The organism is Klebsiella sp. CN_Kp075, assembly GCF_040065055.2.
GTDB classification, from domain to species: domain Bacteria; phylum Pseudomonadota; class Gammaproteobacteria; order Enterobacterales; family Enterobacteriaceae; genus Klebsiella; species Klebsiella aerogenes.
This window is the reverse complement of record NZ_CM198050.1, coordinates 4,157,130-4,169,100: the sequence shown is the minus strand read 5'-3', so window position 1 is coordinate 4,169,100 and position 11,971 is coordinate 4,157,130. Positions and strand designations below refer to the sequence as shown.

At 59.6% G+C, this 11,971-nt stretch carries 13 protein-coding genes; 8 read left to right on the top strand and 5 right to left on the bottom strand.

Annotation, left to right across the window (positions count from 1 at the left end):
- Positions 1–7: 7 nt before the first annotated feature.
- Positions 8–1,201 (bottom strand): MFS transporter, encoded by a 1,194-nt coding sequence (locus tag ABLV78_RS19980; RefSeq protein ID WP_045391018.1) that lies wholly within the window; start codon positions 1,199–1,201, stop codon positions 8–10.
- 134 nt (positions 1,202–1,335) lie between these two features.
- Between ABLV78_RS19980 and ABLV78_RS19975 the strand changes: the two genes are divergently transcribed.
- Positions 1,336–2,244 (top strand): LysR substrate-binding domain-containing protein, encoded by a 909-nt coding sequence (locus ABLV78_RS19975; RefSeq protein WP_045391015.1) that lies wholly within the window; start codon positions 1,336–1,338, stop codon positions 2,242–2,244.
- On the opposite strand, the gene ABLV78_RS19970 is transcribed toward ABLV78_RS19975, so the two are convergent.
- From ABLV78_RS19970 to ABLV78_RS19955, 4 genes are read right to left on the bottom strand one after another with little or no spacing between them, the layout of a single operon-like run.
- Positions 2,204–2,908 carry an amino acid ABC transporter permease gene (locus tag ABLV78_RS19970; RefSeq protein ID WP_045391012.1) on the bottom strand — a complete coding sequence of 235 codons (705 nt, stop codon included), beginning with the start codon at positions 2,906–2,908 and terminating at the stop codon, positions 2,204–2,206. The genes ABLV78_RS19975 and ABLV78_RS19970 overlap by 41 nt on opposite strands.
- The gene (locus tag ABLV78_RS19965) at positions 2,898–3,650 is read right to left on the bottom strand and encodes an amino acid ABC transporter permease (protein ID WP_165430626.1); all 753 of its coding nucleotides are present in this window, start codon (positions 3,648–3,650) and stop codon (positions 2,898–2,900) included. Before ABLV78_RS19965 ends, ABLV78_RS19970 begins: the two co-directional genes overlap by 11 nt.
- Positions 3,647–4,465, bottom strand: a complete 819-nt coding sequence (locus tag ABLV78_RS19960) for an amino acid ABC transporter ATP-binding protein (protein ID WP_045391007.1) — start codon at positions 4,463–4,465, stop codon at positions 3,647–3,649. The genes ABLV78_RS19965 and ABLV78_RS19960 overlap by 4 nt, the downstream gene beginning before the upstream one ends.
- A gap of 5 nt (positions 4,466–4,470) precedes the next feature.
- Positions 4,471–5,280, bottom strand: coding sequence for an ABC transporter substrate-binding protein (locus ABLV78_RS19955; protein WP_370429554.1), 810 nt, complete (start codon positions 5,278–5,280; stop codon positions 4,471–4,473).
- A gap of 280 nt (positions 5,281–5,560) precedes the next feature.
- On the opposite strand from ABLV78_RS19955, the gene ABLV78_RS19950 reads away from it, so the two are divergent.
- The 7 genes from ABLV78_RS19950 to tauD all read left to right on the top strand — a co-directional run bounded on the left by ABLV78_RS19950 (position 5,561) and on the right by tauD (position 11,968).
- Positions 5,561–5,737: a hypothetical protein gene (locus ABLV78_RS19950; protein WP_015368101.1), complete on the top strand. Its 177-nt coding sequence runs from the start codon at positions 5,561–5,563 to the stop codon at positions 5,735–5,737.
- A gap of 230 nt (positions 5,738–5,967) precedes the next feature.
- Positions 5,968–7,377, top strand: a complete 1,410-nt coding sequence (gene mmuP / locus ABLV78_RS19945; RefSeq protein WP_047045994.1) for an S-methylmethionine permease — start codon at positions 5,968–5,970, stop codon at positions 7,375–7,377.
- Complete coding sequence (gene mmuM, locus ABLV78_RS19940) at positions 7,364–8,296, top strand: homocysteine S-methyltransferase (RefSeq protein WP_015368104.1); 933 nt, start codon at positions 7,364–7,366, stop codon at positions 8,294–8,296. The genes mmuP and mmuM overlap by 14 nt, the downstream gene beginning before the upstream one ends.
- 257 nt (positions 8,297–8,553) lie before the next feature.
- The gene (gene tauA, locus ABLV78_RS19935; RefSeq protein WP_015368105.1) at positions 8,554–9,516 is read left to right on the top strand and encodes a taurine ABC transporter substrate-binding protein; all 963 of its coding nucleotides are present in this window, start codon (positions 8,554–8,556) and stop codon (positions 9,514–9,516) included.
- Between the two features lie 12 nt (positions 9,517–9,528).
- Positions 9,529–10,296 carry a taurine ABC transporter ATP-binding subunit gene (tauB, locus tag ABLV78_RS19930; protein ID WP_045380937.1) on the top strand — a complete coding sequence of 256 codons (768 nt, stop codon included), beginning with the start codon at positions 9,529–9,531 and terminating at the stop codon, positions 10,294–10,296.
- Positions 10,293–11,120 (top strand): taurine ABC transporter permease TauC, encoded by an 828-nt coding sequence (gene tauC, locus ABLV78_RS19925; RefSeq protein WP_047045991.1) that lies wholly within the window; start codon positions 10,293–10,295, stop codon positions 11,118–11,120. The genes tauB and tauC overlap by 4 nt, the downstream gene beginning before the upstream one ends.
- Complete coding sequence (gene tauD / locus ABLV78_RS19920; protein ID WP_015368108.1) at positions 11,117–11,968, top strand: taurine dioxygenase; 852 nt, start codon at positions 11,117–11,119, stop codon at positions 11,966–11,968. The genes tauC and tauD overlap by 4 nt, the downstream gene beginning before the upstream one ends.
- Positions 11,969–11,971 lie beyond the last annotated feature (3 nt).

The following is an 11,971-nucleotide window of genomic DNA, read 5'->3' as shown; positions in this document are numbered from 1 at the left end:
GACTCCTTCAATCAATAACGGGCTGACTGACGACGGTTTTACGTTTCATGAGCGGCAGCACCGCCAGCGCGGAGCAAACCATCGCCAGTGAAAGAAACAGGAAAGCGCTGGCGTAACCGTGGGTTTTCTCCACCAGATAGCCAATGACGATCGGCGAGACAAAGCCGCCGAGGGTACCACCGGTATTAATCAGACCGATGGCCGAGCCCATCATATTTTCCGGCAGGCGCTTCATCGGCAGGGTAAAGGCGGTGACGAAGGTCGACATCAGGAAAATTTCGCCGATAAACAGCAGCAGGCTGGCGATAAGCGGCGTCCGGGCGTGGAAGATGGCGAAGATCGCCACGGCGCTGATTAGCGCGCTGATGGCAATCACCAGCGGTTCGCGATTAAGAAAATATTTGCCCACCAGCCAGCCGGTACCGAGCGATGAGATCCAGATCCCCAGCCCCCCCGCGGCCACCACGTAGCCGGATGCAGAAAGCGACATTCCCATACTCTGAACAAAAAACTTCGGCAGCCAGGCCATCAGGCCATAGCTGGGAATATTGACGCAAAAGATAGCCAGAAAGAGCAGGATAACCGTGGGGTTACGCCACAGGGCGGCGCCAGCGGCGCTCTGTTTCGCGACCACCGCCGTCGGCTGTCGGCGCGGCACGCGCAGGGCGATCAGTAGGGCGATAGCGCAGGCAACGATCCCCAGTACGGTGAACGACAGATGCCAGCCGAGCAGCGCCAGCGCGTTAACAGCGATAATCGGCCCAATGGTCATCGCCAGTCCCGCTGACGACAGCAATATCGATTGGGCGAAGGTACGTTGTTCAAGAGTGAAGTTGCTTACCACCGCCTTGGCGCAGGAGCAGGGATAGCCGGAGTGGCCGACGCCCGACAGAAAGCGGAATAGTAGCAACAGGCCGAAGCTCGCTCCCAGCAGGCCGAAGCACAGCGCGAAGATCCCCAGCGCCGCCAGCGACAGCACCAGCATGGTTTTGTAGCCAATGCGATCGTTAAGCCAGCCCGCCGGAACCTGAAACAGCGAATAGGCGAGAAAAAAGATGCCGGTAATGTAGCCCAACTGCTCGGCGTTAAGCCCGAACTCCTTTTCGATAGGCAGCAGCGCGAAGCCGGTGACGGTTTTGTCGATATAAACGACCACGTAGCCGATAAACAGTAAGAAGATCATCTGAGACTGACTTTTCATTTTTTTCCGCCCGGTGTCTCATGGTTGCATGTGTTGTCGTGGGAAATCCCCCCACTGCATCCTCAGGCTTTACCCGCGCGGCGGGAAGATATAATTTTTCTATAGGTGATGCTTTTTTCTGATAGGGGTGAGCGGTGAAATATCTTCCCAAATTGAACCAGCTGCAGGCGCTACGGCAGGTGGCGCGTAGCGGCAGCATCCGCTCAGCGGCGCGTGAACTGGGGCAATCGCAGCCAGCGCTGAGCCGGACATTACGTGAGCTGGAGCAAATCCTCGGCACGCAACTTTTTCTGCGCAGCAAAGAAGGCGTCGCCCTGACCGAAGCGGGAATCGCTTTCTTACAGCGCGCGGAGTGGGTGCTGGAGGAGCTGCGGCGCGCGGCGGATGAGGTGGAACAGATAAACCATGTCACCCACGGTAGGCTGACGGTCGGCTTTTCGTCGCTGATTGCCCTGACGGTGTTTCCGCAGGTGGCCGAAGGATTTAAGCAGGCGCTGCCGCAGGTACAGATGACGGTGAAAGAGGGGCAGCTTTCGTCGCTGCTGCCGGGCGTCCGCAGCGGAGAGATTGACCTGGCGATCGGATCGGTCGACCCGATGCATCCGCCGGAAGGGGTGATGCTGGAACCGCTGTTTACCGCGCCGTTCTGCGTTATCGCGCGCAAGGGGCATCCGCTGGCGCACGAAAGCGATCTGCTGGCGCTGCGTAAAGCCCGCTGGCTGCTGCCGGAGTCGCCGATGGGCTACTACCAGCAGCTACAAAACGAGCTGATTCATTTTTATCGCCAGGTGTCGATTACCCCGCTACGCACCGACTCGGTGATTGTCGGCTTGCAGATGGTACTGGAATCCGATTATCTGACCATCGTCGCGCGCGCCATGAGCCAGCCGCTGCAGCTTGGCGATAAGCTGGTCACGCTGCCGGTATCCACGCTCCCGGCGGCGCAGTATTGCGCGGTATGGTCGCAAAAATCGGCGCTCACCGCCAATGCCCGGCTGTTTCTCAATCGGCTGCGAAGCGCCTGTCAGCGCTACGCCTGGTAAAACGGCGGCTCGCCAGCTGGCTGAGGGCGCAGCACAGTAAATAGTAAACCGCGCCGGTAAAGACGAATATCGCCAGCGGGTAGATTTGCACCCGGTTATTGACCTGCCCGGCGACGGTGGTGAGTTCAGGCACGTTGACGATAAACGCCAGCGAGGTGTCTTTCAGCAGGCCGATAAAAATGCCGACCAGCGACGGCTGGACGTTGCGCAGCGCCTGCGGCAGCAGGATTAAGCGTAGCGTCTGGCCGGGGGCGAATCCCTGCGTCAGCGCCGCTTCATGCTGGCCGCCGGGCAGGGCGCGCAGCCCCGCCAGCACCGAGTGCATCACCGAGGCGGCGGTGAACCACGCCAGCGCCAGCGTGACCGTCACCGCGCCCGGCAGATCGCCGCCGGTCAGCATCGGCAGCAGATACCACAGCCAGAAAATAACGAAGATCAGCGGGATACCGCGAATAATTTCCGCCCACAGGAACAGCAGACGACGGACCGCTCCGCCATAGCGCCAGGCGGCGCAGGCCAGCAGAATACCACCCGGTAGCGCCAGCGCGGTCGCGCCGATGGCCATCAACAAGGTGAGCGCCACGCCGCCGGGCTGGCCTTCCGCCAGTCGTCCCCACAGCAGATAATCAAGGTTGTCGGCGATCACCGCGAGGTTAGCGTTCATGTTGTGCGCTCCGTGGCTGACGATATCCCGGACCGAAGCGCGTCAGCGCCAGTCCCATAACAATACCCAGCGCCAGATACAGCACTGTGCCGATAGCAAAGGCCTCCAGCGCGTGGGCGTTATAGCTCTCGATTTGCCGTACCTGGTAGGTGAGCTCGGCAAAACCAATACCGCTGGCCAGCGAAGAGAGTTTCATCAGGTTCAGGTACTGGCCGACAATCGGCTGCCAGGCGTTGGCCAGCCCCTGCGGCAGCAGAATAAAACGTAATTCACCCCACGGGCTAAATCCCTGCGACAGCGCCGCTTCGCGCTGGCCGTGGCTGACGGCGCGCAGTCCGGCGGCAATCTCTTCCACCAGAAATGCCGAGGTAAATACGCCGAGCCCCCACATTGAGCAGAGAAATTCCGGCGTCAGCCACCAGACGTCGCCCGGTAGAATCGACCAGCTATGGGAGTCGTTGATAAAATCGCGCGCCGCCAGCGGCAGCAGGTTCCAGGCGGCGAAGTACCAGAACAGCAGTTGAACCAGCAGCGGCGTATTGCGAAACAGCGATACCCACGCCGCCACCAGCCAGCGGCCGGGGCGTCCGCCGCCGAGACGCAGGGCCAGCAGCAGCACCGCCAGCGCGGTGGCCAGCAGCATCCCGGCGACGCTAACCCAGACGGTGGTCAGGAAGCCGGAGATTATCCACTGTAGCGGCTGCCCGCTGAGCACGCCATGCCAGTCGAGAATCGCCATCACTCAATGCTCTCCTGATGCAGCGGGTCGAGCACCTTCTGCAGAAAACGGCGGGTACGCGCATGCTGCGGGCGGGCGAAAAATTCCGCCGGCGGCGCGGTTTCGAGGATTTCGCCACCGTCGATAAACACCACCCGATCGGCGATTTCGCGGGCAAACTGCATCTCGTGAGTGACCACCACCATGGTGATACCGCTGTGGGCCAGGGCTTTCATCACCTGCAGCACTTCGCCGATCATCTCCGGATCCAGCGCCGAGGTCGGTTCATCGAACAGGATGATTTGCGGCGAGGAGGCAAGGGCGCGGGCGATGGCGACGCGCTGCTGCTGGCCGCCGGAGAGCTGAGCGGGCATCTGCCGCGCTTTATCCGTGAGGCCGACCTGGGTGAGTAATTCCAGCGCCCGCTTTTGGGCGGCATCGTGTTGCCAGCCGTGCACGCGCTCCAGCGCGAGGGTAATATTCTCCTGCGCCGTCAGGTGAGCGTAGAGATTGAACTGTTGAAAAACGAAGCCGATCCGGCTGCGCAATTGGCGCAGCGCGCTGCCGGTCAGGCGGCGGGTCGGTTTGCCATCGATGAGGATCTCGCCGCCGCTTAACGATTCAAGCTGGTTGATCAGGCGGATCAGCGTTGATTTACCCGATCCTGATGGCCCGAGGATCGCCACCACTTCGCCGGGATTGACCGTTAAATTAACGCCGTTAAGTACCTGATGATCGCCGTAGCGTTTAACCACGTCGCGAAAGGTAATACTGGCCTGCTGCAGATGCGAGAAATCCGCGGCCGAAGCCGCGGAGCGTGAAAATAAGGCGGAAAACATCAGGGTTATTTCGCTTCTATGGTAAAGGCGCGCGGTTGCGGAGAGGCGGTGCCAGGGCCAAACCAGGTGTCGTAGATTTTCGCCGCCTGGCCGGATTTTTCCAGCTTAACCAGCTCGTCGTTTACCGCTTTCAGCAGCGCCGGCTCGCCTTTTTTCACGCCGACGCCAATCTCTTCTTTGCTCAGCAGGTCCGGCAGAATTTTAAAGTTGGCTTTATCCGGCGCGCCCGCCAGCAGCCCGGCGAGAATGGTGCTGTCCTGGGTAATCGCCTGCACGTTGCCGTTTCGCAGGGCGGTCAGCGCCAATGGAATATCGTCATAGGAGAGCACCCGCGACTGCGGGAAGCGCTGGTGCAGCGCCTGTTCGCCGGTGGTGCCTTTTACCGCGCCGATGCGCGCTTTGCTGTAGTCATCCAGTTTATCCGGCGACTTAGCCGGAACCAGGAACTGCTGTCCGGTTACAAAGTAGGGCGTTGAGAAATCAATTACCTGCGCGCGCTCCGGGGTAATGGTGATATCGGCGACGATCAGGTCAGCCTTACCGGACTGCAGCAGCGGAATACGGTTAGCCGGGTTAGTGGCCACCAGCTCAAGCTTGACGCCAAGAGATTTCGCCAGCGCCTGCGCGAAATCGACGTCGTAACCCACCAGTTGATGGGTTTTGGCATCCACGGAACCAAACGGCGGGTTAGCGTCGAAGGTGGCGACCTTCACCACCCCGGCGGCTTTGATATCGGCTAACTGGTCGGCCTGAACCTGGGCGGTCAGCAGCAGCGCGCCCAGCGCAAAAGCGATTTTGGTATAAGTTTTATGCATCATCATTCCCCTGAATCCCTGTTTTGTTTTGTGTTTATCACGCTCCCACAAAAGCGCCTCGTCCGGCAAAGAAGAAAAAATTCTTATCTATAACCAAAATCTCTTAATAAAAATGGGGATATTGCTGTTAACCAAATCGCTTTTACAGGAAGGGGTTAGTCACCGAAGCGCAGCGGCGAATATGCATCTTCCAGGATTACAAATTCGGAATTGATATTTCCCGCCCGTCGGCGATTGTGGTTGAAATAACAACAACGCAAACCCGACCGATGGAGGAGAAATGAAAGTAGCGCTGTGGCAACGGATTACCGGCTGGCTGGCTTTTTTATCTAACGGAGAAGCCGGGCAGCAAGATGGTCAACGGATGATGGAGGCGATCTTGCCGGTCGCCAGCCTGTATGGCGTGGATCTCGGCAACGTGGAAACCCGGTGGTTTCGCCATGACAAAACATACTGAGCGGCGCTGGACGCGCGAAGCCTACTGGAACGAGGTGTGCTCTGTGTAGCAGAAGGCTGCTTGCGGTTGCGGTAAAAAGGAGAGGCTCCGCAGCCCAAGCAGCTTTAAACCCTGGCTCCTACTCCTGTTCTCCCTGTTTTTTTCCCTTCTCCGTTTTGCAATTTCCCCACCGTCACGGTATAAATGACCTTCATTTGGATGTTTAGACGTCCATACATAAAGAAGGCAATATGCAAACAACATCACAACAACAAGGTGGGCAACTTAAGCGCACCATGAAAACGCGCCACCTGATTATGCTCTCGCTGGGCGGCGTCATTGGCACAGGGTTATTCTTCAATACCGGCTATATTATCTCGACCACCGGCGCGGCGGGCACGCTGCTGGCGTATCTGATTGGCGCGCTGGTGGTCTGGCTGGTGATGCAGTGTCTTGGCGAACTGTCGGTGGCGATGCCGGAAACCGGAGCCTTTCACGTGTATGCCGCGCGTTATCTCGGCCCGGCGACCGGCTATACCGTGGCGTGGCTCTACTGGCTGACCTGGACCGTGGCGCTCGGCTCGAGCTTTACCGCCGCCGGGTTCTGTATGCAGTACTGGTTCCCGCAGGTGCCGGTGTGGGTCTGGTGCGTGATTTTCTGCGCGGTGATTTTCGCCCTGAATGTTATCTCTACTCGCTTCTTTGCCGAAGGCGAATTTTGGTTCTCGCTGGTCAAAGTGATCACCATCATTGCTTTTATTATTCTCGGCGGCGCGGCCATCTTCGGCTTTATTCCGCTGACCGACGGTTCACCGGCGCCGGGGCTGCATAACATCACCGCCGAAGGCTGGTTCCCTCATGGCGGCCTGCCGATCCTGATGACCATGGTGGCGGTGAACTTCGCTTTCTCGGGCACCGAACTTATCGGTATTGCCGCCGGTGAGACGCAAAACCCGCATCAGGTGATTCCGGTCGCGATCCGCACCACTATTGCCCGGCTGATTATTTTCTTTATCGGCACCGTTTTCGTGCTCGCCGCGCTAATCCCGATGCAGCAGGCGGGGGTGGAAAAAAGCCCGTTCGTACTGGTGTTTGAAAAGGTCGGTATTCCTTATGCGGCGGATATTTTTAACTTCGTGATCCTGACCGCGATTTTGTCGGCGGCCAACTCGGGCCTGTATGCCTCCGGGCGGATGCTGTGGTCGCTATCAAATGAGAAGACGTTGCCAGCCTGCTTTGCCAAAGTGAATAAACGCGGCGTGCCGCTAACCGCGCTGACGGTGAGCATGCTGGGCGGCGTGCTGGCGCTGTTTTCCAGCGTAGTCGCGCCGGATACGGTGTTTGTTGCGCTGTCGGCGATTTCCGGTTTTGCGGTGGTCGCGGTATGGCTGAGCATCTGCGCGTCGCATTTTGTTTTCCGCCGCCGCCATCTGCAACAGGGCAAAGCGTTAAGCGAGCTGCACTATCGCGCGCCATGGTATCCGCTGGTGCCGGCGCTGGGTTTTGTACTTTGCCTGGTGGCCTGCGTGGGGCTGGCCTTTGACCCAAGCCAGCGTATTGCGCTGTGGTGCGGGATCCCGTTCGTCGCGCTATGTTATGGTGCTTACTATCTGACTCGTACACGGAAATTAACTCAGGAGCCGCAACATGCCGCAGAATAATCCGCTAACCGCCATCCTTGAAACGCAACCGTTCGTGCTGCTGGATGGCGCGATGGCGACGGAACTGGAAGCGCGCGGCTGCAATCTGGCCGATAGTTTATGGTCGGCGAAGGTACTGCTGGAGAACCCGCAGCTGATCCGCGATGTGCATCTCGACTATTTCCGCGCTGGCGCACAGGTGGCGATCACCGCCAGCTATCAGGCAACACCGGCAGGCTTTGCCGCCCGCGGACTGGATGAGGCGCAGTCGAAGGCGTTGATAGGTAAAAGCGTCGAGCTGGCGCGTAAAGCCCGCGAGGCGTATCTGGCGGAAAACCCGCAGGCGGGAACGCTGCTGGTGGCCGGGTCGGTCGGGCCGTATGGCGCGTATCTGGCGGATGGCTCTGAGTATCGCGGCGATTATCAGCGCAGCGCGGAGGCGTTTCAGGCATTCCACCGTCCGCGCGTCGAAGCGCTACTGGATGCCGGGGCGGATCTGCTGGCCTGTGAAACGTTGCCGTCGTTTGCCGAAATCACGGCGCTGGCGGCGCTGCTGCGTGACTACCCGCGCGCCCGCGCCTGGTTCTCGTTGACCCTGCGCGACGCCGAACATCTCAGCGACGGTACGCCGCTGCGCGAGGTTGTTGCGGTATTGGCCGATAATCCGCAGGTGCTGGCGCTGGGGATTAACTGTATCGCGCTGGAAAATACCACCGCCGCGCTGCAGCACCTGCACAGCCTGACGTCGCTGCCGCTGGTGGTCTATCCTAACTCCGGCGAGCACTATGATGCGCTGACCAAGACCTGGCATCATCACGGCGAAGCCTGCGCGACGCTCGCGGCCTATCTGCCGCAGTGGCTGGCGGCTGGCGCCAGGCTGATTGGCGGCTGCTGTCGCACCACGCCGCAGGATATCGCCGCGCTGGCGGCGGGCCGCTAACACCTGCATTTCTTTCCCCCCGGATGGCGGCGCTCCGCGCCTGATCCGGGCTACAACGACAACATCCGCAACTTTTGGTAGCCCGGCTAAGCGCAGCGCGAGCCGGGGGAACCCATTTCTTTAATCCCTGTTTTTAACTATCTAATCCCGCTTTTCTTCTAAAAACGATTCGCTATTAGGCAGAATTTTTAATTACTTCATCTCCACGCTGATGCCGGAAATACTGCACCCATAACAACTAAGGGGAAGCAGACATTATGGCATTCACATCGCGAATTACTCTTCTGGCGGCGCTGGCTTTCGCTGCCTTCCAGGCGCAGGCGGTTAACGTCACCGTCGCCTATCAAACCTCCGCCGAACCGGCGAAAGTCGCCCAGGCGGACAACACCTTCGCCAAAGCCAGCGGCGCCACCGTTGACTGGCGTAAATTCGACAGCGGCTCCAGCATCGTACGCGCGCTGGCCTCAGGCGATGTACAAATCGGCAACCTCGGTTCCAGCCCGCTGGCGGTGGCCGCCACTCAGCAGGTACCGATTGAAGTGTTCCTGCTGGCCTCAAAGCTCGGTAATTCCGAAGCGCTGGTGGTGAAGAAAGATATCACTAAGCCGGAAGATCTGATTGGCAAACGCATTGCGGTACCGTTTATTTCGACCACCCACTACAGCCTGCTTTCCGCGCTGAAACATTGGGGAATCAAACCGGGCCAGGTGCAGATTATCAACCTGCAGCCGCCGGCGATTATCGCCGCCTGGCAGCGCGGCGATATCGATGGCGCTTACGTGTGGGCGCCAGCCGTTAACGAACTGGAAAAAGAGGGCAAGGTGCTGACCGACTCCGCGCAGGTGGGGCAATGGGGCGCGCCGACGCTGGATGTCTGGGTCGTGCGTAAAGACTTTGCCGAGCAGCATCCGGAAATCGTTAAAGCCTTCGCTAAAAGCGCCATCGACGCGCAGCAGCCCTATATCGCCAACCCGGAGGCGTGGCTGAAGCAGCCGGAAAATCTCAGCAAGCTGTCGCGACTGAGCGGCGTGCCGGAGGCGGATGTGCCGGTGTTAGTCAAAGGCAATACCTATCTTACCGCCGCCCAGCAGGCGCAGGAGCTTAACGGCCCGGTGAACCAGGCGATTATCGATACCGCGAAATTCCTCAAAGAGCAGGGCAAAGTGCCGGCGGCCGGAACCGACTATAGCCAGTTCGTTACCGACCGTTTCGTGAAATAAAAGGAGGCTCCGATGCTGCAAATCTCGCATCTCTCCGCTGATTATGGCGGTAAACCGGCGCTGGCGGATATCAACCTGACGTTGGACAGCGGCGAACTGCTGGTGGTGCTGGGCCCTTCCGGCTGCGGCAAAACCACGCTGCTGAACCTGATTGCCGGATTCGTGCCTTACCAGCACGGCAGCATCACTCTCGAAGGCCGTCGCATCGACGGGCCGGGCGCCGATCGCGGCGTGGTGTTTCAAAATGAAGGCCTGTTGCCGTGGCGCAACGTGCTGGATAACGTCGCGCTGGGATTACAGCTGGCGGGGGTTGAAAAGACCCAACGCCGGGAAATCGCCGCGCAGATGTTAAAAAAAGTCGGCCTGCAGGGGGCGGAAAAACGCTTTATCTGGCAGCTTTCCGGCGGCCAGCGTCAGCGTGTCGGTATTGCGCGCGCGCTGGCGGCGGATCCGCAGCTTTTGCTGCTGGATGAGCCCTTCGGCGCGCTGGATGCCTTTACTCGCGAGCAGATGCAAACTCTGCTGCTGCGACTGTGGCATGAAACCGGCAAGCAGGTGCTGTTGATTACCCACGATATCGAAGAGGCGGTATTTATGGCCAGCGAGCTGGTGCTGCTGTCGCCGGGGCCGGGGCGGGTGCAGGAACGCCTGCCGCTGGAGTTTGGCCGCCGTTTTGTCGCTGGTGAATCCTGCCGCAGCATTAAATCGGATCCGCAATTTATCGCCCAGCGCGAATATGTGCTTAGCCGGGTGTTCGAACAACGGGAGGCTTTCTCATGAGCGTGGTCCTCAATGATAAACCGCGCCAGCGCGTGCTGAAGTGGCGCTGGCCGCTCTCACGGCAGCTGACCCTTAGCGTGGCGACGCTGGCGGTGTTGCTGGCTATCTGGTGGGCGGTGACCGCGCTGCAGCTGATTAGCCCGCTGTTTTTACCCTCGCCGTGGCAGGTATTGCAGAAGCTACTGACCATTGCCGGGCCGCAAGGCTTTATGGACGCGACCCTGTGGCAGCATCTGGCGGCGAGCCTGACGCGTATCGCCATCGCGCTGGTACTGGCGGCGATCGTTGGCGTGCCGGTGGGGATCGCCATGGGATTGAGTCCAACGGTACGCGGGATCCTCGACCCGCTGATCGAACTGTATCGTCCGGTACCGCCGCTGGCGTGGCTGCCGCTGGTGATCATCTGGTTCGGTATTGGCGAAACGCCGAAAATCTTACTGATCTATCTGGCTATTTTCGCCCCGGTAGTGATGTCGACGCTGGCGGGGGTTAAAAGCGCGCAGCAGGTCCGTATTCGCGCCGCGCAGTCTTTAGGGGCCAGTCGCGCTCAGGTGCTGTGGCTGGTGATCCTGCCGGGCGCGCTGCCGGAAATTCTTACCGGCCTGCGCATTGGCCTTGGCGTCGGTTGGTCGACGCTGGTGGCGGCGGAGCTGATTGCCGCCACTCGCGGCTTAGGTTTTATGGTGCAATCCGCCGGTGAATTCCTGGCGACCGATGTGGTGTTAGCCGGGATCGCGGTGATTGCGATAATCGCATTTGTTCTGGAACTGGGACTGCGCGCGTTGCAGCGCCGCCTGACGCCCTGGCATGGAGAAGTACAATGAGTGAACGTCTGAGCATTACCCCGTTGGGGCCGTATATTGGCGCGCAGGTGGCCGGAGCCGATTTGACCCGTCCGTTAAGCGACAATCAGTTTGAGCAGCTATACCACGCGGTGCTGCGCCATCAGGTGGTGTTCCTGCGCGAGCAAAATATCACCCCGCAACAGCAGCGCGATCTGGCGTTACGGTTCGGCGATTTGCATATCCATCCGGTCTATCCGCATGCGCCGGGCGTGGATGAAATTATCGTGCTGGATACCCATAACGATAATCCGCCGGACAACGATAACTGGCATACCGACGTGACCTTTATCGATACGCCGCCGGCGGGGGCGATTCTGGCGGCGAAGGAGTTACCTTCTACCGGCGGCGATACCCTGTGGACCAGCGGTATTGCCGCCTGGGAAGCGTTATCCGAACCGTTCCGCCAGCTGTTGAGCGGGTTACGCGCGGAGCACGATTTCCGCAAATCGTTCCAGGAGTACAAGTACAACAAGACGCAAGCGGAGCATCAGCGCTGGCGCGAGGCGGTGGCGAAGAACCCGCCGCTGTTGCACCCGGTGGTACGTACCCATCCGGTAACCGGTAAGCAGGCGCTGTTCGTCAATGAAGGGTTTACCACCCGTATTGTGGATGTCAGCGAGAAAGAGAGCGAGGCGCTGCTGAATTTCCTTTTTGCTCACGTCACAAAACCGGAATTCCAGGTGCGCTGGCGCTGGCAGCCGAACGATGTGGCGATTTGGGATAACCGGGTGACGCAGCATTACGCCAACGCCGACTATCTGCCGCAGCGGCGCATCATGCACCGCGCGACAATTCTTGGCGATAAGCCGTTCTACCGGGCGGGATAAACG

Bases quoted from the DNA above. Each gene is read 5' to 3' on its own strand.
- ABLV78_RS19980 (WP_045391018.1), bottom strand. From the start codon at position 1,201: ATGAAAAGTCAGTCTCAGATGATCTTCTTACTGTTTATCGGCTACGTG.
- tauC (WP_047045991.1), top strand. From the start codon at position 10,293: ATGAGCGTGGTCCTCAATGATAAACCGCGCCAGCGCGTGCTGAAGTGG.
- tauA (WP_015368105.1), top strand. From the start codon at position 8,554: ATGGCATTCACATCGCGAATTACTCTTCTGGCGGCGCTGGCTTTCGCT.
- ABLV78_RS19970 (WP_045391012.1), bottom strand. From the start codon at position 2,908: ATGAACGCTAACCTCGCGGTGATCGCCGACAACCTTGATTATCTGCTG.
- mmuM (WP_015368104.1), top strand. From the start codon at position 7,364: ATGCCGCAGAATAATCCGCTAACCGCCATCCTTGAAACGCAACCGTTC.
- mmuP (WP_047045994.1), top strand. From the start codon at position 5,968: ATGCAAACAACATCACAACAACAAGGTGGGCAACTTAAGCGCACCATG.
- tauD (WP_015368108.1), top strand. From the start codon at position 11,117: ATGAGTGAACGTCTGAGCATTACCCCGTTGGGGCCGTATATTGGCGCG.
- tauB (WP_045380937.1), top strand. From the start codon at position 9,529: ATGCTGCAAATCTCGCATCTCTCCGCTGATTATGGCGGTAAACCGGCG.
- ABLV78_RS19950 (WP_015368101.1), top strand. From the start codon at position 5,561: ATGAAAGTAGCGCTGTGGCAACGGATTACCGGCTGGCTGGCTTTTTTA.
- ABLV78_RS19955 (WP_370429554.1), bottom strand. From the start codon at position 5,280: ATGCATAAAACTTATACCAAAATCGCTTTTGCGCTGGGCGCGCTGCTG.
- ABLV78_RS19960 (WP_045391007.1), bottom strand. From the start codon at position 4,465: ATGTTTTCCGCCTTATTTTCACGCTCCGCGGCTTCGGCCGCGGATTTC.